The following is a 22060-nucleotide window of genomic DNA, read 5'->3' as shown; positions in this document are numbered from 1 at the left end:
GCATGTCGCGGACTGCCTCACAGGGTGTTTCGCCAAAAAACCGGCCTTCGCTGCTGCGTTCGCTGCTCGGGCGACTGCATGGCGCGAAAGCACTACGGCGTGAACTTGCATGCCGTCCTGTCGTGGAGGCATACCATCCGGGGATGGCTGTGGCGCTGCAGACGCTTGATGCCGCACAGGGCGGCGGGAGCGGTTATTACTGGAAACTGCAGGACCTGATCGCCCTGCTTGAGCGGCATAGACCGAAATCAATCATCGAGCTCGGCTCGGGACGCACCAGCTGCGCCTTCGCGGCCTACGCCATGCGCAGCGGCGCAAGTTACACATCCTATGAGCAGGATGAACGCTGGGTTGCCTCGGTCAATGCGGCGCTAGCGCATATCGGCCCGGCCGGCGCAGTGCGCCCGGTCAAGGTGGAGGAGGCGGAGCGCGGCGGCGCTTTCGTCGAACCGATTCTGGCCGTCACCGAATGCATCTATGTCGATGCGCCTTATGTGCCTAAGAATCGCAAATTCTCCACATTCACCGGCAAGCCTGCCTATCTGGATGTATCGCGGCACCTGCAGGCTGGTTTCCGCCCCAGGCTGATTTTGGTTGATGGCCGGACCGATACGGTGGATGAAATTCGTGCTGCAATTCCCTCGGGTCAGTACAGCTTTATAGGTGAATACAGTTGGGCCATCCAGCGGGGTAATGCTCTTCATGCGATCCGCCTGGCACGGCACTCGGTCTTTACCTTGAATGGCTCTGCCGCTAGGGCACGAGAGTAGGCGTATGGCCGGTGCCCTGCTGAAGTATTTCGCAATCGAGGATCTCAACCGCTCGATCTCGGCTGTCGAGCAGGAACTCCTTGGCCAGGCCGGCCAGTCGACCTATGTCGAGACGGAAAAACTGCGGCTGGTCAGGCGCGACCGCCTCGCCAGTTCGGCGCGCCGCTCGACGCTCGCGCTTCTGCGCCGGGGAAGATTCGTGCAGGCGGTGAAAACCCAGCTGCGGCAGTTGATCCGTCTGCAGGCGAAATCCTACGACATCAGCGCTTCGGCGGAGGCGATCACCATTCGCAACAATGTCAGCCTGTTTTATGTCGATCGCGGTATCCGCGCGAAGCTGCTGATGGAACAGGGCGTGCGCAATCTGGAAGGGTTGCGCAACGAATACAGCACGCGCCGCCGCCTTGAGGCGCTTGGGGTCGATTTCGTGCCGCCGCTGTTATGCGCAAACCTGGATCGCCCACCATACTATCTGGCGGATCGCCTGATCGAAGGGATCGGTCTGGCATGGGGGGATGAACGCACCCCTGCGATAATGCACAATACATTGTCGAAGCTGTGGGGATTGTATCGCGTCATCGGACTGACCTGGAAGACTCCGGCCGAACTCGGCATCGATCTACCGGCGATTTCGGCAATGCTGACCGGAGCCGGCATTCATCAGGCGGCGATCCTGCTGGCGTTGTCGGACAAGCTGCTGCCGGTCTCGCTGGTACACGGCGACTTTTCGATCGGTAATATCATCATATGCGACGGCAACAACTATATTGTCGACTGGGAACTCAGCCACCTAGGCCCGGTCTGCGTCGACTTTTTCAAGGTTCTGTTGCGCTGTCCGGATTTACTCGCCGGAATCGAAGATATCATGCGCCCGGATATCGAGGCATTGTCGGCGCAGCAGCGAGACCGCGTCATGTCGCTTTCCGAGCAGCTTGCGCTCGAATTTCTGCTTCGGCTGCAACGGAGCCAGATTGACTGGGCGGAGCGGCCGTCCATTCTCGGCTGGTAGGCGAAGCGGATCGATAGGATAATCACGGAGATTTAGGTGAAAGCCATCATCAAGAAAATCAAGAGTGCCCTGCAGGGTAAGAAAATCTCTTTCTATCAGGAGAAACGCGAGAATCTGCAGAACTGGCAGATGATCGAGTCTCATCTCGCCGCCGATTCCCGTAATCTTCTCGATATCGCCTGTGATATTGGTTACTACACGCGCAATGCGGCGACCAAAGGGATTTTCTCCATCGGGGTCGATATCAACGAACCGGCCATAAGCAAGGCAAGAACCCTGGTCGATCCGTCGATCCAGGACAGGGTTGCCTTTTCCAGACTGAGTCTGGATCCGCAGAACACGCGTCTGCTGCCGCAATTCGATGTCATCCTTTGCCTGTCCGTCTATCACCACTTCTGCCGTATGTATGGGGAAGCGGCCGGTCGGCAAATGGTGCTGGACCTGGCTGGTAAGTTCAGCAAGCAGATGTTTTTCCAGATTCCCAGCAAACTGGGAAAATTCCGAGGTGATCTGTCAGTCGATCTTGGCAACAGTCAGGAAGCTGTCGAGCAGTATGTCGCCGGTCTGTTCCAGCCGGCGAGCGATTGCACGGTCAGGCTGATCGGGAAAAAGAAGGAAAAACCGCCGACGGAGGAGTTCCGCTATCTTTTCCTGGTGGAGAAGAAGTCCTAAAACCTGCTCGCCGGCTGATACGGCGGTCTGATCGAGGCTGTTTTGAAGCTATACGCACCTATCATCGACTTCGCCCGACGGCATCCGGCTCTCACGGGATTGCTCGGCGCGTTGATGCTGGTCAATTCGTTGCTCGGCGGTCTCAGCCTTGCCGCATTGATTCCGTTGCTCAGTTCCATCCTGACGGACTCCAATGAAGGTCTGCCGGCGAATTCGTTTTTCGCCTTCTTCAGTGGCCTGGATCCGCGCTACTTCATCACCTTTTTCGTCGTGGTTTTCCTGGGGGGTACCGCCAGTACGGTCGGGTTGGTCGCCATCGAAACCGTGTTCGTTGGCCGGTTGCGCGCGGAATGGACTGAGCGCATTTATAAGCGGCTACTGGAAGACGACATGACCAGCATCGGTTCCTACACTCGCGGTGCAGTGCAGAATACGCTGGGTGCCGAGATCGTGGCCTGTGCAAGGCTGATCAGCTATGCCATCGAAATTTTGATTTCGATCCTGAATGCTGCCGTCATCCTGGTTTTTATGATGCTCGCAGATTGGAAGCTGCTGTTCCTGTTCGTGATCGGCGGTGGCTTCTTCATGCTGACCAATCGCATGTTCCTGGATCCGCGCGCACGCCGGCTGGGTAAGGAGCGTCGCAAGCTGCAGGAAGAAATGACCGGCCGCTTCTCGGAGTTGTCGCACTCCATCAAGGAATACCGGATTCTGGGTATCGGCCTGTCCCGCCTGCGCCAGGCGAAAAAGCTGCTCCAACAATTCTATGACGCGCATCTGCGTCTGCAGTTGCTGCGCACGGTTCCTTCTGTGATGACGCAGTTGCTGATCCTGATGGCGGTCAGCGGACTGTTCGTCTACTCCCTGATCGTCGGCCCGGATGAGGTGCGTCCGCTCGTTCCGGTCTTCATTTTCTTCGCGTTGGCGCTTTCGCGCTGCTTGGCGGCCGCACAACAGATTTCCACCAAGCTCGTCGAGATCGCCGACAAGGCTGCTGCCATGGCGCGTGTTACGGCATTGCTAGGCGAAGCTGAATTGGCGGCGCGCGCTCAGCCGGCCGGCGACAAGCCGGTCCCGGCGGGTGCCGGTGATATTACCTTCGAAGGCGTCAGTTTCGGCTTCGCCAGTCGCCCGGTGATCCGCGATCTGTCGCTGCGTATCCCGAAAGGAAAGATTACCTGCATCATCGGCGGCTCGGGCGCCGGCAAGAGTACGCTGATCGATCTGTTGGTTCGCCTGTACGAACCTTGGGAAGGGCGTATCACATTCGACGGGATGCCGATCAATCAGTTCGACTTGGCGCAGTGGCGCAGGAAGATCGGCTATGTCGCTCAGCATTCCTCGGTCTTCGAGGGTACCCTCCGCTCAAACGTGCTGGTGAACCGCGCCAGTTTCGACGAAGCGAAGATGAATGAACTAGCGGCGATCACCGGCATGAGCGACATCGTGGCCCAGGCATCGGAGGGCTGGGACACGCCGGTTGGCCGACTTGGCTCGGTCTTGTCCGGAGGGCAGGCCAAGCGCATCGCCATCGCCCGTGCCTTGGTCAATGAGCCCGGAATCCTGGTACTTGACGAGGCAACGACCACCTTTGAGGAAAGTCTGGAAAAGTCGATCTTCGTCGCGTTGCGCAAGGCCAGGCCCGATATCAGCATCGTGCTGATCACGCACCGGCTGAGCAGTGCGCGGGATACCGACCTTGTCCATCTGCTGCAGGATGGTGTGGTCACGGCGACGGGCGGCTATGACGATGTGGCCCCGGCGGCGGAGCAGCTGCTGATCAATCTGGCCGATCCGGCATGACCCGCCTCTGGCCGTGTTTGTGGTCTGAACCATCGGTTGACGTTCATGGTGTGAACATGTATAATTTCAAAAAACACTATATTTTTCAATATTTTGCATCGTAACATCGAAGCGTGATTCGCAAGACTGGTGGGGAAGCTCACCGGGCCTGCGGTAGCATGGAAAAAACGTATGAAAAGCCCTGCCACACCGGACATCTGGACCGGAAAGACTGTTCTGATCACCGGCGCCTGCGGCACGGTGGGGCAGGCGATGATGCCTCGCCTGCTGGCCAAGGGCGTGGGGCGGATCATCGCGCTCGACAATGCGGAAAGCAAAATCTACGAACTCGGCCAGTTCTCGCCGGCGCTGGATCGGATTCTGCCGGTGCTGGGCGATGTACGCAGCCGCGACTGCCTGCTGCAGGCTTTTCGCGATGTCGATGTCGTGTTCCACGGTGCTGCTCTGAAGCATGTCAATCTCGGCGAGGCAGCACCCGATGAAATAGTCGCCACCAATATCGTCGGCGTGCAGAACGTGATTTACGCGGCGCGCGCCTGTGGTGTCAGGCGCGTGGTTTTCATGAGCTCGGATAAGGCGGTCAATCCCACCAATGTGATGGGCACCTCGAAGCTGATGGGGGAGCGCCTGATCTCTGCGGCGAATTACGGTGGGCAAACCAAGCCGGTCTTCTGCTCAACGCGCTTTGGAAATGTGCTGGGTTCGAGCGGCTCTGCCGTACCCACATTTATGAACCAGATTCGCACCAGCCAGCCGATCACACTCACCGACGAAGGCATGACGCGCTTCGTGATGACCCCGGTGGAAGCGGTGGATCTGCTGATCCGGGCGGCTGAGCAGGCCACAGGTGGCGAAGTCTTCGTCACCAAGATGCCGGTCATGGCAATCCGGGACATGATCCAGGGTATCATCGAGATCTATGCCCCGCAGCTGGGCCGCGATCCCGGCTCGGTCACAGTCAAGATCACGGGCAAGCGCCCCGGTGAAAAGCTGTTTGAAGAGCTGCTCAGCTCGGAAGAGGGGTCGCGCGTCAGGGAGAACGACGATTTCTTCGTGATCCGGCCGGCGATCACTGCGACGCCGCAGGTCAAAGAGGTGGCCAAGACGCCACACGCCTACCGTTCTGACGAGGAAACCTGCATGAGCGTGCGGGACATCGTGGACTATTTCAAACGGTACCGACTGCTCGACTGATGTCCGCACGACTGTAATTGCCGAATGCAAAGGGGTTTTTGATATGCGTGTCATCATTCTTGGCGGCGACGGCTTTCTCGGCTGGCCCACTGCTATGGCGCTGTCGCAGCGTGGCCATGAGGTCATGATCATCGACAACTATTTTCGTCGTACGGCCTGCATCCGGCAGGACATTCCGCCCCTGTTCCAGACGCAGAATATGCATCAGCGCGCCAAGGCCTGGCATGAGCGCAGCGGGCGTCAGATCAAGGTGTGCGAGGGCGATATTTGCGACTACGGTTTCCTAAAGGGCTGTTTCGAGGCGTTTGCCCCGGACTCGGTTGTTCATTATGCCGAGCAGCCATCGGCGCCCTATTCGATGCTCGGCCAGAAGGAGGCGCTGTTCACGCTGCAGAACAACCTGAGCGGCACGCTCAACCTCGCCTATGTGGTGCGCGAGACCAATCCTGACATTCATATCGTCAAGCTCGGCACTATGGGCGAATACGGCACGCCCAATATCGATATCGAGGAAGGTTTCATCGATATTGAACACAAGGGCCGCAAAGACCGCCTGCTGTTCCCGCGCCAAGCCGGGTCGCTGTATCACACCACCAAGATTCAGGATACCGACCTGCTGTACTTCTACGTCCGGGTTTGGGGCCTGCGTGTCACCGACCTAATGCAGGGTCCAGTTTACGGTCTCTTCACGGACGAGATGGGCGATGATGCCCGGCTGACGACTTTCCTGAATTACGACGAAATCTTTGGAACGGTACTCAACCGTTTCCTGGTGCAGGCCGTGGCCGGCATTCCGATGACCGTCTACGGTCAGGGCGGCCAGAAGCGCGGCTACCTGAATATCAAGGACACCATGCAATGTGTCACCCTGGCGGTCGAGACGCCGGCAGCCAGAGGCGAGATGCGGGTGTTCAACCAGTTCACCGAAACCTTTGCTGTGAACGACCTCGCCAATATGGTGCGGGATGCGGCGGCGGCGGTCGGCATCAAGGCTGAGATCGCCCATGTACCGAATCCACGAGTGGAAAAAGAAGAGCATTATTACAATCCCGCCCATCGCGGTCTGCGCGAGCTTGGGCTGCAGCCTAACCTGCTGACGCAGGATGTGCTGGCGCGCATTCTGGAGCAGATTGTCAATTACAAGTCCGATATCCGGCATGACATCATCATGCCGAAAACGACCTGGAAGTAATCGATGATCGCCAGCCAATTCAAGATCGATTCTCGCCAGGTTGGCGGTGACGCACCCTGTTTCGTCATCGCCGAGGCCGGTGTCGCCCATTTCGGGAATTATGAAAAGGCGCTACAGCTGATCGATCTGGCGGCTGAGGCAAAAGCCGATGCCGTGAAGTTCCAGATATTCAATCCCGAGGCGATGATCTCCAAGGCCAGTCAGGAGTGGCGCGACCGCCTGAGCCCGCGTGCCCTAAAATGGGAGGATTTCCGCCGGCTGCGCGACTATTGCGACGAGAAGGGCATCATCTTCTTCTCCACGGCGCATGACGAGCCGAGTCTTGAATATCTTGCCGGCCTGAATCCGGCAGTCTTCAAGATTGGCTCCGGCGAATTGCGCAATTGGGGTTACCTGCGGAAGATCGCATCTTATGGTAAACCGGTCATCTTCTCGACCGGCATGCATACGATGGAGGATGTAGAGGCCTCGTTGCGCGTGATGACGCAGACCGGAAATTCGGAAATCGCGGTCCTGCATTGCGTGACGCAATATCCCACGCCGCCGGAATTCGTGAATCTGAAGGTGCTGGATCTTTATCGTGAGACCTTGGGTGGTGTGATCGGGTATTCTGACCATACCGCTGGTTTCCATATTCCGCTGGCTGCGGTGGCGCGTGGTGCCAAGATCATCGAGAAGCATATCTCGATCGACTTCAATGTCCCGAACGCGCAGGACTGGAAAGTATCCTGCGGGCCGCATGATCTCGCCGACTTCATCACGCAGCTGCGTGCGGTTGAGGCGGCGCTGGGCGCTGCCCGCAAGACCGTAACACCTGGCGAACAGGCGAGCATCGAATGGGCTCGGAAGTCGCTGGTAGCCGCGCGGCCGATCCGTGCTGGTGAGACCATCACGCCGGAGATGCTGGCGGCGAAGCGCCCGGGCACCGGGATCGCGCCTGATCAAGTAGAGACGGTGATAGGCAAGGTCGCCAGCCGCGATATCGACGAGGATGCGGTTTTGCAGTGGGTGGATTTGAGAGCATGACCAGAAAAATCTGTGTAGTCATCACGGCGCGTGGCAATTACGCCAAAATGAAGCACGTCATGCGCGAAATCAAAAAACACCCCGGTCTTGAACTGCAGGTGATTCTGGGAGGTAGCATTATTCTTGAAAAATATGGCCGCATTCTGGAGACGGACTATGTCGATGACTTCAATGTCGACCATGTGATCCATTTCCTGATCGAGGGCGAGACGCCGCTGACGATGGCGAAATCAGCCGGCCTGGCCGTTACGGAATTCGCCAATGCCTTCGATAACCTGCGGCCGGATGTCGTGCTTGTCATTGCCGACCGCTACGAGTGCCTCGCCATCACCATGGCCGCGACCTATATGAACATCCCGGTTGCGCATATCGAGGGCGGTGAAGTGAGTGGCTCGATTGATGAGTCGATCCGCCATGCCATCACCAAGATGGCGCATTTGCATTTTCCGGCCTCAGAAGAGGCGGCGGAACGTATCGTTCGCATGGGTGAGCGGCCGGAAGCAGTCTACACCGTCGGTTCGACAAGTTTCGACGTCCTGGCCGAGATCGATCTGGACGACCTAAGCTCCGTTGTCGCCTATCAGGGTATTGCCGGAGCGGGCGGCACGATCTCGGTCGAGCCCGGTAAATATGCTATCGTGATCCAGCATCCGGTGACGACCGAATATGCCGATAACCTTGCGCATATCGGCGAGACGGTGAAGGCAATGCACAGCCTGCAGATTCCTACCTTCTGGATTTGGCCCAATATGGATGCCGGCTCGGACGGTATATCGAAAGGCATCCGCGTTTATCGCGAAAAATACCAACCCAAATATGCGCATTTTTTCAAAAGCCTGCCGATTGAACTGTTTGGCCCCCTGCTGAAGAACGCCGCCTGCATTGTCGGCAATTCGTCGAGCGGAATTCGCGAAGCGGCCTATCTGGGTACGCCTTGCGTCAATATCGGCTCGCGCCAGACTGGCCGCGCCCGCGGACGCAATGTCGTTGATGTCGGATACGACGCGGCCGAGATCGAGCAGGCTGTCCGCCAGCAAATGGCGCATGGCCGCTACGAGTCTGATGGCCTGTACGGTGATGGTGCGGCGTCGGGCAAGATCGTGCCAGTGCTGGTGAGTTACGATTTCTCGCCGCAAAAGGCGATCTGCTATTGAGCGAAGGTTGCCGGACATGATGCCGCGCTCGGGTGATCCTGGCGATGCGGGAAGGATGACGATGAACAAGATTATACAGGGTGGTGTGCTTGGCGTGATCCCGGCGCGCGGAGGCTCGAAATCCGTCCCGCTGAAGAATCTCGCACCGCTCGCCGGTCGGCCGCTGATAGATTACTGTATCGCTGTTGCTCAGGCCGTAATGCCGAAAACCGTACACCGCCTGGTCTGTTCGACCGATCATCCTGCAATCAAGGATTTCTGCCTGTCCCGATCTGTTGAGGTAATCGACCGCCCGTCGGAAATTGCCACCGACGCGGCCCCGACCGATGATGCCGTGCGGCATGTGCTGCAGACGATCGCCGATGCCGATGGTGCGATGCCAGAGATCGTTGTGCTTTTGCAGCCGACGTCGCCATTCGTTCTGCCCGAGCATATCAACGAAATCGTGCGTATTCTGCTGGATGATCCGACGCTTGATACGGCGCAGTCGCTGGCCCATCTGCCGCATAACATGCATGCGCTAAATCAGCGGATCATCAAGGAGGGCCGGGTTTATTTCCGATTCTGGGAAGAGCGCAAGCTCGCCTACAACAAGCAGCTCAAGCCGATGCATTATCGCTACGGCAATATACTGGCATTCCGCTCGGAATCCCTGATGGCAGGCACCCCATGCTTTGGCCCGAACTGCGGCAGCTTTGTCGTGGATTCCGCCTATGCGCATGACGTGGATGGACCGGAAGATTTCGAATACGCGGAATTCCTGATCGAGAAAAAGAAGGTCGTGGTGATTTGACGCTAACCGACCTGAGTGGGACTACGGCTTGCGCAAGTCTGTGATCCTCAGCCTGTATAGGCCGCTGGATATCCGGCTGATGGTAGCCACCGGCATTGTCGAGCGGATTGCGGAAGCGGCCGACATCATCCTGTTGGTGCCGAAGGTTTATTTGACGGAATTGCGGCAGCGCGTGTCGGGTACGGTGCGCGTTGAGGCGTTGCGGTTCCCGACCAGCAAGGTGCGGTCGGATGATCTGTATGTTGGCTTCACCGGCGGTTGGCGCGGCTATCTGCGCGACCGTTTGGCCGCAATCGCGGAACTGACCTATGGCAACCGCGGTGGCGCAAACGAATCCGGTGTGCTGGTCAGGGCGGAATACCTGCGTCGCGCCAACCGCCCGCATATGCTGGCGGTCTGGGCGATCGCCAACCTGGCCTGCCGCAGCCGCACTCTCCGGCGCTTGCTGCAGCAGATGTGGCTCTGGACTTGCCCTTTCCGGCCGCATGCAGACCTCTATAGCGAGACGCAGCCGGTGCTGCTGGTCACTGCGTCGGCCGGGCTCGGCGTGGACGGAATGGTGATGGCCGAAGCGGCGGCGCAGGGCTGCCCGACTGCTGTTGTGGTGCAGAGCTGGGACAAGACCTCGACCAAGGGATATCCGCCGGTGGCGCCGGCCCATATGCTGGTGTGGAGTGATCGTACTGCCGAAGAGGCCGTGGCTTATCTCGATATGCGGCCGGATCAGGTGCATATCGTCGGCGCACCGGTCTGGGACCATTATTTCAGGGATCCTGGTATCGAGCGCGCCCAGTTCCTGCGGGAGTTCGATCTGGCGGCCGACACGCGGTCAGTGGTCTATGTCTCGATCGGATACCCTGCGCACCATGAGGGCAACCTTGCCATCACGGAAACGCTGCTGGATGCATTGACCAGAGGCGACCTGCCGGCAGGAACCGCCCTACTGTTCCGCCTGCATCCTGTATATTTCGAATTCGAGGCCGAACGACGTGACCTGATGCGGGTCTTCGAGCGCTACCTGCCGTCGGATCGCTGGCATGTCGATATACCCTCCGGGGGCGGCAACAGCTATTTCCTGGATGACAAGGACGGTCAGAAGCTTGCCAATATTTTTCGCCACAGCACGATCTGTGTGCAGGCATCATCCACGCAGATGATTGAGGCGGCGATTTTCGATTGCATGGTGATCGATGTCGCCTTCGGACGCTGGCATAACAAGTATTTCGATCTCGATATCTCCGATCTCGATCTGACCCATCTACGCAGAGTGGGTTCAGCTGATGCGGCGAACCGCGTGAACAGCCGGCAGGATCTGGTCGATACCCTAGCGGATCTCGTGCAGCGTGAAGATGACGGCCGCCGCGACCGGCGCCGCGCACTGGTGGCGCAGGAGCTTTCGGTGAACCGGGGCGATGCCGCGAAGGCCATGGCAGACAAACTGGTCGAACTCATTCATGCCGGCTAGGAAAGGTAGAAATGACAGCTAAACGCTTTCATATCGATAAGCGCGAAATCGGTGGAGGCCGCGCTTTCCTGATTGCCGAGGTGGCGCAGGCACATGATGGTTCACTGGGTGCCGCGCATGCCTTCATCGATGCGGCATCCGATGTCGGTGCTGATGCGATCAAATTCCAGACCCATATCGCGGCGGCGGAATCGACGCTGGACGAGCCCTTCCGACTGAAATTCTCTCGCCAGGACGTCACGCGTTATGACTACTGGCGCCGCATGGAATTCACCCCGGAACAATGGCGAGGACTGGCGCAGCACGCGCGCGATAGGAAGTTGGTATTTCTGTCCTCCGCCTTCTCGGTAGAGGCCGTCGACCTGCTGGAAGGTCTTGGCGTGCCGGCATGGAAAATAGGGTCGGGCGAGATTGTGACCAATGACCTGCTCGAACGCATGAGCGGGACGGGCAAGCCCATGCTGATCTCCACGGGCATGAGCGGTTATGAGGAGATCACGGCAGTTCATGAGCGCTGGAGCAGCCGTGGTAATGCGATCGCACTCTTCCAGTGCACGACGAAATACCCCACGGCGATGCCCGATGTCGGCCTCAACGTGTTGGCGCGGATGAAATCGGCATTTCCTTGCCCGATCGGCCTGTCGGATCATTCCGGGCGGCCGGAGCCGGCAATGGCGGCGATCGCGCGCGGCGCGGATCTGGTCGAGCTACACGTCACATTTGACCATCGCAGTTTCGGTCCCGATACCGTGGCATCCGTTACTTTTGCTGATTTCGCCCGGATCGTCACTTTCCGGGATTGCTTGGTGGAAATGGACGCCAATCCGGTCGATAAGGACGCCCTGGCCGCACAGATGCGGCCGACACGAGAGATTTTCGGCAAGAGTCTCGCGCTGAAAGCCGATCAGCCGGCTGGCACAGTACTGCGTCGTGATATGCTGACTTTAAAGAAGCCTGGCACCGGTATCGCACCGGATGCCATCGACAAAATCGTAGGTTGCCGGCTGCTCACGGATGCCGATAGCCGCTATCTGCTTCGATGGAACCAGATCGAGGCACACGCTGATGAACCCGGAGCAAGCGCGTGAGAAAGGTCTGTATTGTCGTCAACAGCCGAGCGAATTACGCTCGCATCAAATCCGTGCTGACGGCGGTTCGTGAGCATCCTGATTTGCAGTTGCAGCTGGTTGTCGGCGCCTCCGCATTGCTGGAGCGGTTTGGTCGGGTGATCGACCTGATCCGCGCCGATGGCTTCCGCGAGGAAGCTGTCGTGTACATGGCACTGGAAGGCGACACCACGGCTAATATGGTCAAGTCGACCGCGCTGGGCATGATCGAACTGTCGAGCCTGTTCATGCATATCACGCCAGATATCGTTCTGACCGTCGCCGACCGCTACGAGACTTTGGCCACCGCCGTGACGGCCAGCTACATGAATATTCCACTGGCTCATACACAGGGTGGCGAGACGACAGGCTCGATTGACGAGAGTGTGCGTCACGCCATCACCAAGCTGGCGCATATCCATTTCCCGGCCACCGACAAGGCGCGCGAAAACCTGATCCGAATGGGCGAGGATCCCGCCACGATTTACATGACCGGCTGCCCTGCGCTGGATCTCGTGACCGGCATGAAAGATCGCAGCATCGATCAGACCTTCTGGGCGCGCAATGCCGGCGTCGGCTATCAGAATGGGTGGAGCGAACCTTATATCGTGGTGCTGCAGCATCCGGTGACGACCGAGAATACCGAGGCCAACAAGCAGATTGATGAAACTCTGCACGCGGTGCGTGCCCTAGGCATGCGCACGATATGGATGTGGCCGAATATCGACGCCGGTTCGGATGCCATATCCAAGCGCCTGCGCGTTTTCCATGAGAACCAGGGTGGCGAGAAAGTTACCTTCTACAAGAACTTCTCGTCGGAGGACTTCATCCGCCTGATCGATAACTCTGTCTGCATGATCGGAAATTCCTCATCCGCTCTACGCGAGGGGTCGTTGCTGGGCGTACCTGTGGTCAATGTCGGATCGCGCCAGCAGACGCGAGAGCACGGCGCCAATGTAATGCATGCCGATTATAATGCGGTCGCCATCGAGGCTGCCGCGCGGGCGCAAATCACGCATGGGAAGTATGTGCCGGACGAGCTGTTCGGCGACGGCACTGCCGGCCGTCAGATCGCCGACATTCTGGCGACCTGTAAAATATCCGTGCAGAAACGCCTCCACTATCCAAACTGAGCCGATATAGACATGTGTGGCATTTTCGGCATGTTGGGACGGCAGGCGAGCCTGCAGACCACCAGGCGTGCCCTGGCGGTGCAGCAGCATCGCGGACCGGACGATACGGGCTGGGTCGAGATTGCCGAGGGACCACTTTGCCTGGGCCACAACCGTCTGGCCATCATTGATGTTTCCGCACTGGGGCACCAGCCGATGGCCTCGGCCGACGGCCGTAACTGGATCGTTTTCAACGGCGAAATCTACAATTACCGCGAGCTCCGGCGGGAACTCGGCGATTATTCATTCCGCTCTTCCAGCGATACCGAGGTCATTCTCGCCGCTTATGCGCGTTGGGGCGTTGCGTGCCTGGAGCGGTTTATCGGGATGTTCTCGTTTGCCCTCTGGGACGGCGAGCGGCAGGAACTGCTGCTGGCGCGCGACCGTCTTGGCATCAAGCCGCTCAATTACGGATATGTTGACGGCACTCTGGTTTTTGCCAGCGAGATCAAGGCCATCCTGACGGCCGGACATGCCGTCACGCCAGATGCGGAAACCTGGTCCGACTATCTGGCCTATGGCATCTACGAGCAGCATGATCGCACATTCTTCCGGGGAATCCGACAGCTGCCGGCCGGCTGCTACATGTATTGCCGCCCGGACGGTACCAGCAGTATCAACGCATTCTGGGATCTCAAGCAGATCGTCGAAACGGCTGGTGCCGCGCCGCTCGAGAGTGATGAGCTCGAGGCTCTGATGGTCGACGCGGTGCGCTATCGTCTGCGCTCTGACGTGCCGCTCGGCGTCAATATTTCAGGTGGCCTCGATTCCCTGCTGCTCGCCAGTATGGTCGACCAGCTTGCTGCTCCAGGACAGAAGTTGCATGCGGCCACCGCGGGCTTCAGTGATTCACGATATGACGAACGTGGCTATGCGCGCGAGGTGATATCCGGCACGCGCTGGTTGCCACTCGAGACGGCCGAAGGGCCGGATATGCTGCGCAGTACGGCACGCGTGGCGCTCAGTCACCAGGAGGCACCGATCGGCGGCATCGCGACGCTAGCCTATCACAATCTGCACGAAAAAATCCGGGCGGCGGGCCTGACCGTGCAGTTGGAAGGGCAAGGCCTAGATGAAATGTTTGCCGGCTATGCCTATTACCGCGGCCTGACGGATGGCAGCCAGTCACTGCAGGGCTGGCTGTCGGAGGGGTTGTATCAAGATGGCACTTCGCCGCTGGCTCGGGATGTGCTGTCGCAATCCCTGCGCGATGCCGGGCAAGCCTGGCATTGGCGGGTGCCGGCGTTGGATGATGCGGTGAACCAGGCCCTGTTCGTCGACATCACCCAGCGCAAGCTGCCGCGCGTTCTGCGGATGAATGATCGCCTCTCTATGGCGCATAGCATCGAGCTGCGCGTGCCGTTCCTCGATCACCGCCTTGTGGAAGCGGCATTCCGCATTCCCGGCCTCGCCAAGATCGCCGGCGGCATGTCGAAACGTCCGCTGCGCGATATTGCCCAGCGCCGCCACCCCTCGATGACCTCGATCTGGTCCGAGAAACGCGCCGTGGTCGCGCCGCAGACCGGCTGGCTGCGGGGGGCCGGCGCGGGTTTCGTCGAAGATTGTCTGGAAAGTCCCTGGCTGCTCGACAGCGGATTGTTCGATGTTGACCGGTTGCGGGATCGTTTCCGCGTTTTCGTCCAGAATGGCGCCAACAACAGCTTCTTCGTCTGGCAATGGGTGAATGTCGCCCTGTGGTGCGAATTGTTTGTCGGCGGCGCCTGGAGGGATCATGCGGTCCGGACCCAGGCGCATGGCATGGTGTAGATGGAGAACCAGCCCAAGCTGCTGATCACCGAGCCCGACGGTTTCCCCGCCGATGCGGAGGCACGGCTGTCGGAGCATTTTCTGGTGCAGAAATTGGCATCAGCTGATGCACTGGCCGATGCGGCGGCGGATGCCGTCGGCCTGCTGATCCGGCTGCATCACAGGATCGATGCAGATTTACTGGCCAGAACGACGCAACTGCGTTTCGTCGCTACCTCTACGACCGGACTGACCCATATTGACCTTGAAGCTGCGCAGCGCCGCGATATAGCCATTCTCTCACTGAAAGGCGAGGAGGCATTTCTGCGCAGTATTCATTCCACCGCCGAACTGGCCTGGGGCCTGGCGATCAGCCTGATGCGGCACATTCCACCGGCGGCGGCCAGCGTCAATCGCGGAGAGTGGGATCGCTATCGTTTCCTCGGTCGCGAAATGCGGGGGCGGCGGCTTGGCATTGTGGGATATGGCCGGCTGGGTGAGATCATGGGGCGCTACGGCCTTGCCTTCGGCATGTCGGTTTGGGCCAACGATATCCGTGATCAGCCTCTGCCCGATGGCATCGAGCGCAAGACACTGGCCGATATCTTTGCCAGCTGCGACATCATTTCGATTCATCTGCCCGCTACAGGCGAAACCCGTGGCCTGATTGGTAAGGATCTGCTCGGCCGCATGCTGCCAGACGCGATCCTGATCAATACCGCGCGAGGCGACGTAGTCGATGAAGCCGCACTTGCCCACCTGATAGAGCAAAGGCGAATCGGTGGCGTCGGTCTAGATGTTCTCAACGAGGAAACAGGTGGACAGCAGGAGGCCTCGCGCCGCCTGCGGGCGCAGGCGGAGGCGGGCTATCCGGTGCTGATCACGCCTCATATCGGTGGCGCGACGGATGCAATGCCGCGCGCGGAAGCATTCATGGCGGACAAGGCCATCGCCTGGTGGCGGTCCGCGCAGAACATGGTTGGCGGATGATTCAGAAGAACATCATACTTCTCCCCATCGAGATCAAAAGCCGCGAGTTCAATGCTAAGCTATACTTCGCTAGCCAGGCGATTCGTCGCGGCTACGAGGTCTGGATCGGATTCGCGAAATATTTCCACGAGAATATGCCGCTTTTCCCTCGCGGCATCCTGATCGAGAATGACGTGGGCAAGGGCATGGGATCAATCCTGCCGGTGGCGCGCCGCTTGGGCTTCGCCGTCACGGCATGGGATGAAGAAGCCCTGGTAGTGAAGAATGATGATTTCTATGTCGACGAGCGTGTTCCGTATTCGCACATCAAGGAATGCTATCGCTTCTTCACGCGCGGCGAGGGCGATCGCGCATCGTTGCTTCGGCGATACCCCGATCTCGATGGCCATCTGATTCCAGCAGGCAATCCTCGTATCGACATCCTGGCGCCGGAATACCGTGCGATACACCAGATTCAGGATATCGATGTCGGCCGACGCATCATCTTGGTGAATTCGCGCTTCAGCCATTCGAACCCGTATCATATGGACCGCCAGTCGTTTCGCGATGGACTGCTGCGACGTTCCAACCTGACCGGCAAGGCGCTGGACTTCAAGGTCGGGTATATGGATCACACCGACCGGCTGTACGAAAGCTTCCACGCCATGGTCGAGCGGCTGCCGGATGCTTTCCCTGATCACCAGATCGTCATTCGGCCGCATCCGTCGGAAAGTCCGGACCCGTGGGATGCCATGGCAGCCAGGCATAGCAACGTCATGGTGTCGAAAAGCCATACTGCGACGGCCTGGTCGATGGTGGCGGACGCTACGATCCATAACGGCTGCACCACGGCGATCGAGGCAGCGCTGCTGGGGTGCAATATCGTCGCCTACTGCCCGGTGCGCTCCGATCTGTACGATGTGAGGTTGCCAAATCAGGTCAGCGTACAGACCGAAGAGGTCGAGCAGCTGATTTCGGTGGTGCGCGGAATGTCCCGCCCAGGCGCTGCCGAGATGCAGGCCAACTCAGCCGCGGCCCGCAAGCGGCTGGAGGGGCTGATTGGCCCGGCGATGGGTGGCAGCGCCAATGCCACCGCGATCGTGCTGGATGTGCTGCAGGGTGTAACGGCCTGGCCGGACAGATCAGCCAAGGACATGCTGTTCTCGGTCAAATATCGCCTCGACTACTGGTGCAAACGCCGGAAAGCATCGCAGGCGAATGGCGAGGGGCTGGATGCTGCCGCCCTACTCGACAGCTATGCGCTGGAGAAATTTGCCGGCGTCGATGCCGGTGAGGCGCAAGCGGCGTTGCGGATCTTCGGTGCAGCCGATGCCGACGTGGCCGACCTCGGCAATCAATGGCTGCGTATCACCACGCCGACAGGAGCGGGTCATTAGTATCAGGCAGATCATCGCTGCCGCTCTTCCGGCGCCGGCCCTGCGGCGGCTTCAGGGTGCAAGGCTGGCCCTGCGACGCAATGCGCGGCGTCGCCAACGCGTGAACGCGGATGCGGCAGCCGCGCTGCATCTGTGCGGCATACCGCATAAGCACAGTTTTTTCGGATATTACGATCTGTGCCCCTTTGACCAGACGCAGCAAAAACTTCTGGCGCATGCGGTTCCGCTCGGTGCAGTGCCAGCCCGTGTTGAGGCTGAAATCGGCTATTTCCGCCTCGACACCGGCAGCGCAGCAGACTTCGTCCGGCTCGGAAAGACGGCGACCTGGTGCTGGCAGCAGGGCAGCAGGCTACAATGGCTGCCGGGCCAGGATGGTCTGGTGTTCTGCAACGGCATCAGCGGCAATATCCAGCGTGGCCTGGTGCTGGATGGCGCAAACGGCAGCGTGCAGCAGCAGATGGCACGGCCAGTCTACGATATCACGCAGGATGGCCGCATCGGGATTGCGCTGAATTTCTCGCGCCTGCAGCGCTTGCGTCCCGGCTATGGCTATCAACCCGAGGCGGACCCGACCGCCGGCCAGCCGGCTCCGGAAGCAGATGGCCTCTGGATCATCGATATGGCGAGCGGCCAGGACCGTCTTTTGTTTTCGCTGGCGCAAGCCGTACACTTCGCTCCGCACGACTCGATGCGGAACGCTGAACATTACTTCAATCATGTGAAATGGAATCCCACGGGTAGCCGTTTTCTGGTCTTCCATCTCTGGCGGGATAGCAATGGCCGTCGCCACAGCCGGGCCCTGACCTTGGATACTTCCGGCGATATCCGCGCGGTCAGCAACAGCCGTCATGTTTCGCACTACTGGTGGGCCGACGACGATCATCTCCTGCTCTACGGCACGCCGATTGATCGTCCGGAAGGATATTATCTGCATCGCGACGCACATGAGACGCCGCCGGTTGCCTTCTGGGGCGACTTCCTCCCGCATGAGGACGGCCATCCCAGTATCGCCAAGAATGGTCGCTGGCTGGTCACCGATACGCTGCCGGACCACGTTTCCGAGCGACGCCTCCTCATCGGCGATCTTCAGGACAGGACAATCAGACAGCTGGCAGCTTTCTATAGTCCGCCCGGCCTTTCCGGCGAGACGCGCTGCGACCTGCATCCGCGCTGGTCACCTGCGGGCGACATGATTGCCGTCGACACAGCGCATGCCGGATATCGGCAGATCGCGTTAATGACCATTCAGGATTCGACCAGAGCATAGAGAATTGAGAATGCAAAGACAGTTCACCAACGTCGCTATTCCGCTGGAAACCACAGCCAGAGAGCTGAATTCCAAGCTGATGCTGTCGACGGCGCTGGCGCGAAAAGGCTTTACCGTTTATTTCGGAACCAAGGATTTTATCCTGGATGCCTCGGTCCGGATGGGTAATGTCATCTATCTCGACAAGGGCTTCCATCGCGGCACATCCGAGCCGGTATACCGGCAGCTTAAGCAGGCCGGCTGTCTTGTGGTCAGCCTTGATGAAGAGAACGGCGTTGATTTCCGCGACTTCCACATGCTGGACAACCGGATGCCGGACGACTTCCTGCCGCAGATGGATCTGATCTTGTTGTGGGGAGTGGCGCAGGACGCCCATCTGCGCGCCAAACGCAAGCAGTATAATCCGGATCGTATCCGCATCACCGGACATCCGCGTTTCGACCTGCTGAAGCCATATTATCATTCGTTGTACCACGAGAAGGTGGATGGCATTCGTCGCAAATATGGCGAATTCATCCTGTTCAACACGAATTCCAAATACTCGAACAACATCAACGGCCGCGAAGCCGTGATCCGCAACTACGGCTCCCGGTGCGCGGGCTTGACGAGCGTCTGGCCTATGACGATCAGCGGCTGGCCCTAAATATCGCCCTGATCCGGCGGCTTGCGACCGAAATCGAGAAAACTGTGGTGGTGCGACCGCATCCCGAGGAGAATATCGAGGTCTACCGCCGCACATTCGCCGACATGCCGAATGTTCACGCGGTCTACGAGGATTCCGCACATTACTGGATTCTTGCGGCAGAATTGATGATTCACAATCATTCGACCACCGGGCTTGAAGCCGCGATGCTCGGGCATGCGTCGCTTGCCTATACTCCGATCCCGACGGAAGAGAATTTCTGCCCTTGGATTCCAATTGCCTGCAGTCACAGAGTAGAGCACGAAGACGAGGCTGTAGCCTTCGTGGCCAACAGGGACTGGCAACAGCCCCCGCCGTCACTTGCCGGCATCCTTCATGATTTCTTCTCGTATGATCGCGATGCCACCCCGCAGGTCATCGACGCTATTTCCGAGCTTGCTGGCCGCCGCCTGCATGAGGGCGCTTCGGGCTCGTTGACGCCACTGGTCTGGCGTCGTCGTCTCAGTTATTGGAAGCAGCAGTTACTTGGCCGAGAAATCCTCTCACCACTGAACCGGAACAAGCTACAGGAACTCAAGCCGTCGATTGTGGGCGAACGCTACAAGACGATTGTTGGAGCTATGCCGGCCGGAAACCCGACCGCGTTTACGGCGCTTCACCCGCATCTGTACCGGGTTACACCGGCATCCTGATCGATGCGCATTGCTTATCTCTCCAACTCGCGTATCCCGTCTGACCAGGCGAACAGCGTCCATGTCGTGAACATGGCCGCTGCCCTGAGCGACCTGGGGCATGACGTGACCTTGTGGGTCTATCGCGGTACCGGCCCAACGCCGTGGAGCGAGGCTGACGATGCCGCCGGTGTGGCCGCGCATTTTGGCGTGCGCTCAGGCTTCGGGTTACGGTATTACGCCCAGCCAGGGATCCCGGGCAGTAACAGCATCGGCAGTATTGCCGCAGCCATCGCCTGCCGGGTGCAAAGCGTCGATCTGGTGATCGGGCGTCATCCGAAGGCCTGCAGCGCGGCGGCGCTGCTGGGATTGCCGGTGGCATTCGAGAGTCATCAGCCGCTGCGCCTGTATCCGTCGACAGACCGTTTGTTCATTGACGCGGCACTGAAACGACGAGTTCTGCGCCGCCTTGTCACGATCTCAAAACCTCTGGCTGGATATCTGCGTGCCGAGGTGGATGCGAAAAAGACAGCCATCCTGATCGCTCATGACGCCGCTAGCTCGGTCGATGATCTCGTGCCGAGGCGGCTCGGGCCTGTGGATCGCCCGCAGATCGGCTATGTTGGTCATCTCTATGCCGGGCGCGGTGTCGAGGTGATTTTCGCACTGGCGCAGCGTATCCCCGAAGCGGATTTCCACCTGATCGGCGGAACACCGAAGGATGTCGCGCATTGGCGCTGTGTCGCGGCGGATCTGCCAAATGTTACGTTGACCGGCTTCATGCCGCCGGTGGAAGCTGCCGCCATACGGCTGGGCTGCGATATTCTGCTAGCGCCCTACCAGGCTGATGCCTCGGTGCCTGGCGGCCATGTCACGACCGAATGGATGTCGCCGTTGAAAATCTTTGAATACATGGCCGCCGGGAAGGCATTCATCGTTTCCGATCTGCCGGTACTACATGAAGTGCTGTCGGATCGTAGAAACTGCCTGCTGGTGCCGCCTGCAGACATTGCGGCATGGGAGTCGGCTCTGCGGTTGCTTCTGGCAGACCGCGGATTGCGTGACACGCTGGGCCATGAAGCGCACCGGGAGTTCCATGCGAAATACACCTGGGCCCGCCGCGCCGAATCGATCATTGAATTCGCCGCCGGGCGATAACCAGAGGATATGCAATGCCGGTCAAGTTCGCTGAACGCCATTTCGCTGATCGCGTGATCGCCGGTCTGCAACGCGGAGCTGATATCCTTCTTCATGCCGTTGAGACTGTGGGGCGTTATCTGGCGATTCGCCGCAACGCCGACGAAGTAACCGCAGGCAAACGGCTTTTCCAGGATCTCGGTTTGGCCGAGCGGCTGGTTGACCTGAAGGGTGGCGCGCTGCCGCCGCACTGGGATGATTTGAGCACGTTGTATCGGCTGGTGCTGGCAAAGAAGCCGGGGCTGGTCCTGGAATATGGCAGCGGGTGTTCGACCGTGGTGATCGCTGCCGCATTACAAGCCTTGGAAAAGAGCGGACATTCCGCGACTATGGTGTCGATCGAGAGCAATCCGCATTGGCGCGACCACACTGCAGGGAAGCTCGGCCCTGACCTCTCCCGTTTTGTCGACTTGCGCTACATGCTGCCGGCCACCGAGATTTCGTGGGGTGAGGTGCGGCCGCGCCGGCGACAGTTTGTCTGGTATCCCGGCGATCCGAGGCCGCTGCGGATGGGTGTGCTGACGCTCGCCTATCCCGAGCTGGAAAATATGGTACCGGATTTCATCTATCTCGACGGACCGGCGCCGGACGATGCGCAGGGCTATCGCGCCACCAATGGGAGGTCTTTGCCCGCGATTGTCACCGATCCGCTCAAAATGGAGGCCCGTCTGAAGCCGGGCTGCACGATCCTGGTCGATGGCCGGCAGCCGAACAGCATGTTCCTCGCGGGCAATTTCCAGCGGATGTGGCGCGCAACACCCGATGCGGGCCAGAACAATACGGTCTTCGAACTTCTACCGGGCTGATCGCGAAA

20 protein-coding genes are annotated in these 22060 nt (G+C 59.3%); all 20 read left to right on the top strand.

Annotated features, from left to right (window positions below; translation table 11 throughout):
• The first annotated feature begins 2 nt into the window (after positions 1 to 2).
• The 20 genes from FNB15_RS03070 (at position 3) to FNB15_RS02975 (ending at position 22052) form a co-directional block, all read left to right on the top strand.
• Complete coding sequence (locus tag FNB15_RS03070) at positions 3 to 770, top strand: hypothetical protein (RefSeq protein WP_144067300.1); 768 nt, start codon at positions 3 to 5, stop codon at positions 768 to 770.
• Between the two features lie 4 nt (positions 771 to 774).
• Positions 775 to 1779, top strand: a complete 1005-nt coding sequence (locus tag FNB15_RS03065) for a phosphotransferase (protein WP_221932736.1) — start codon at positions 775 to 777, stop codon at positions 1777 to 1779.
• A 36-nt stretch (positions 1780 to 1815) separates the two neighbouring features.
• Positions 1816 to 2451 carry a class I SAM-dependent methyltransferase gene (locus tag FNB15_RS03060; protein WP_144067299.1) on the top strand — a complete coding sequence of 212 codons (636 nt, stop codon included), beginning with the start codon at positions 1816 to 1818 and terminating at the stop codon, positions 2449 to 2451.
• Positions 2452 to 2565: 114 nt separating this feature from the next.
• Positions 2566 to 4254: an ABC transporter ATP-binding protein gene (locus FNB15_RS03055; RefSeq protein ID WP_246068844.1), complete on the top strand. Its 1689-nt coding sequence runs from the start codon at positions 2566 to 2568 to the stop codon at positions 4252 to 4254.
• A gap of 171 nt (positions 4255 to 4425) precedes the next feature.
• Positions 4426 to 5448, top strand: a complete 1023-nt coding sequence (locus tag FNB15_RS03050) for an SDR family NAD(P)-dependent oxidoreductase (RefSeq protein ID WP_144067297.1) — start codon at positions 4426 to 4428, stop codon at positions 5446 to 5448.
• Positions 5449 to 5491: 43 nt separating this feature from the next.
• A complete protein-coding gene (locus FNB15_RS03045; RefSeq protein WP_144067296.1) occupies positions 5492 to 6640 on the top strand; it encodes an NAD-dependent epimerase/dehydratase family protein in 1149 nt (382 codons plus the stop codon).
• Between the two features lie 3 nt (positions 6641 to 6643).
• Entirely contained in the window at positions 6644 to 7666 is a 1023-nt protein-coding gene (locus FNB15_RS03040; RefSeq protein WP_144067295.1) for an N-acetylneuraminate synthase family protein, read from the top strand.
• Positions 7645 to 8820, top strand: a complete 1176-nt coding sequence (neuC, locus tag FNB15_RS03035; protein WP_221932735.1) for a UDP-N-acetylglucosamine 2-epimerase — start codon at positions 7645 to 7647, stop codon at positions 8818 to 8820. Before FNB15_RS03040 ends, neuC (FNB15_RS03035) begins: the two co-directional genes overlap by 22 nt.
• 16 nt (positions 8821 to 8836) lie before the next feature.
• A complete protein-coding gene (locus tag FNB15_RS03030; RefSeq protein WP_144067293.1) occupies positions 8837 to 9613 on the top strand; it encodes an acylneuraminate cytidylyltransferase family protein in 777 nt (258 codons plus the stop codon).
• Positions 9614 to 9641: 28 nt separating this feature from the next.
• Positions 9642 to 11078 (top strand): hypothetical protein, encoded by a 1437-nt coding sequence (locus tag FNB15_RS03025; RefSeq protein WP_144067292.1) that lies wholly within the window; start codon positions 9642 to 9644, stop codon positions 11076 to 11078.
• An 11-nt stretch (positions 11079 to 11089) separates the two neighbouring features.
• Complete coding sequence (locus FNB15_RS03020) at positions 11090 to 12166, top strand: N-acetylneuraminate synthase family protein (RefSeq protein WP_144067291.1); 1077 nt, start codon at positions 11090 to 11092, stop codon at positions 12164 to 12166.
• Entirely contained in the window at positions 12163 to 13317 is a 1155-nt protein-coding gene (gene neuC, locus FNB15_RS03015; protein WP_144067290.1) for a UDP-N-acetylglucosamine 2-epimerase, read from the top strand. Before FNB15_RS03020 ends, neuC (FNB15_RS03015) begins: the two co-directional genes overlap by 4 nt.
• A gap of 12 nt (positions 13318 to 13329) precedes the next feature.
• Positions 13330 to 15123: an asparagine synthase (glutamine-hydrolyzing) gene (gene asnB, locus FNB15_RS03010; protein WP_144067289.1), complete on the top strand. Its 1794-nt coding sequence runs from the start codon at positions 13330 to 13332 to the stop codon at positions 15121 to 15123.
• A complete protein-coding gene (locus tag FNB15_RS03005) occupies positions 15124 to 16092 on the top strand; it encodes an NAD(P)-dependent oxidoreductase (RefSeq protein ID WP_144067288.1) in 969 nt (322 codons plus the stop codon).
• Entirely contained in the window at positions 16089 to 17468 is a 1380-nt protein-coding gene (locus FNB15_RS03000) for a surface carbohydrate biosynthesis protein (protein WP_144067287.1), read from the top strand. Before FNB15_RS03005 ends, FNB15_RS03000 begins: the two co-directional genes overlap by 4 nt.
• Positions 17469 to 17568: 100 nt before the next feature.
• A complete protein-coding gene (locus FNB15_RS02995; RefSeq protein WP_144067286.1) occupies positions 17569 to 18735 on the top strand; it encodes a hypothetical protein in 1167 nt (388 codons plus the stop codon).
• Between the two features lie 10 nt (positions 18736 to 18745).
• A complete protein-coding gene (locus FNB15_RS21435; protein WP_144067285.1) occupies positions 18746 to 19378 on the top strand; it encodes a surface carbohydrate biosynthesis protein in 633 nt (210 codons plus the stop codon).
• A complete protein-coding gene (locus FNB15_RS21430) occupies positions 19327 to 20070 on the top strand; it encodes a glycosyltransferase family protein (RefSeq protein WP_185973686.1) in 744 nt (247 codons plus the stop codon). The genes FNB15_RS21435 and FNB15_RS21430 overlap by 52 nt, the downstream gene beginning before the upstream one ends.
• 3 nt (positions 20071 to 20073) lie before the next feature.
• Positions 20074 to 21207: a glycosyltransferase family 4 protein gene (locus FNB15_RS02980; protein ID WP_144067283.1), complete on the top strand. Its 1134-nt coding sequence runs from the start codon at positions 20074 to 20076 to the stop codon at positions 21205 to 21207.
• Positions 21208 to 21221: 14 nt separating this feature from the next.
• Positions 21222 to 22052 carry an O-methyltransferase gene (locus tag FNB15_RS02975; RefSeq protein ID WP_144067282.1) on the top strand — a complete coding sequence of 277 codons (831 nt, stop codon included), beginning with the start codon at positions 21222 to 21224 and terminating at the stop codon, positions 22050 to 22052.
• Positions 22053 to 22060 lie beyond the last annotated feature (8 nt).

It is taken from the genome of Ferrovibrio terrae (assembly GCF_007197755.1).
Lineage (GTDB): Bacteria > Pseudomonadota > Alphaproteobacteria > Ferrovibrionales > Ferrovibrionaceae > Ferrovibrio > Ferrovibrio terrae.
The sequence above is the reverse complement of the archived record's forward strand: the minus strand, read 5'-3'. Positions and strand labels throughout refer to the sequence as shown.

Excerpts from the sequence above, each read along its gene's own strand:
- FNB15_RS03070 (WP_144067300.1), top strand. The coding sequence starts at position 3 with ATGTCGCGGACTGCCTCACAGGGTGTTTCGCCAAAAAACCGGCCTTCG.
- FNB15_RS03065 (WP_221932736.1), top strand. The coding sequence starts at position 775 with ATGGCCGGTGCCCTGCTGAAGTATTTCGCAATCGAGGATCTCAACCGC.
- FNB15_RS03055 (WP_246068844.1), top strand. The coding sequence starts at position 2,566 with ATGCTGGTCAATTCGTTGCTCGGCGGTCTCAGCCTTGCCGCATTGATT.
- FNB15_RS03050 (WP_144067297.1), top strand. The coding sequence starts at position 4,426 with ATGAAAAGCCCTGCCACACCGGACATCTGGACCGGAAAGACTGTTCTG.
- FNB15_RS03045 (WP_144067296.1), top strand. The coding sequence starts at position 5,492 with ATGCGTGTCATCATTCTTGGCGGCGACGGCTTTCTCGGCTGGCCCACT.
- FNB15_RS03040 (WP_144067295.1), top strand. The coding sequence starts at position 6,644 with ATGATCGCCAGCCAATTCAAGATCGATTCTCGCCAGGTTGGCGGTGAC.
- FNB15_RS03030 (WP_144067293.1), top strand. The coding sequence starts at position 8,837 with ATGATGCCGCGCTCGGGTGATCCTGGCGATGCGGGAAGGATGACGATG.
- FNB15_RS03020 (WP_144067291.1), top strand. The coding sequence starts at position 11,090 with ATGACAGCTAAACGCTTTCATATCGATAAGCGCGAAATCGGTGGAGGC.
- asnB (WP_144067289.1), top strand. The coding sequence starts at position 13,330 with ATGTGTGGCATTTTCGGCATGTTGGGACGGCAGGCGAGCCTGCAGACC.
- FNB15_RS03005 (WP_144067288.1), top strand. The coding sequence starts at position 15,124 with ATGGAGAACCAGCCCAAGCTGCTGATCACCGAGCCCGACGGTTTCCCC.
- FNB15_RS03000 (WP_144067287.1), top strand. The coding sequence starts at position 16,089 with ATGATTCAGAAGAACATCATACTTCTCCCCATCGAGATCAAAAGCCGC.
- FNB15_RS21435 (WP_144067285.1), top strand. The coding sequence starts at position 18,746 with ATGCAAAGACAGTTCACCAACGTCGCTATTCCGCTGGAAACCACAGCC.
- FNB15_RS02980 (WP_144067283.1), top strand. The coding sequence starts at position 20,074 with ATGCGCATTGCTTATCTCTCCAACTCGCGTATCCCGTCTGACCAGGCG.
- FNB15_RS02975 (WP_144067282.1), top strand. The coding sequence starts at position 21,222 with ATGCCGGTCAAGTTCGCTGAACGCCATTTCGCTGATCGCGTGATCGCC.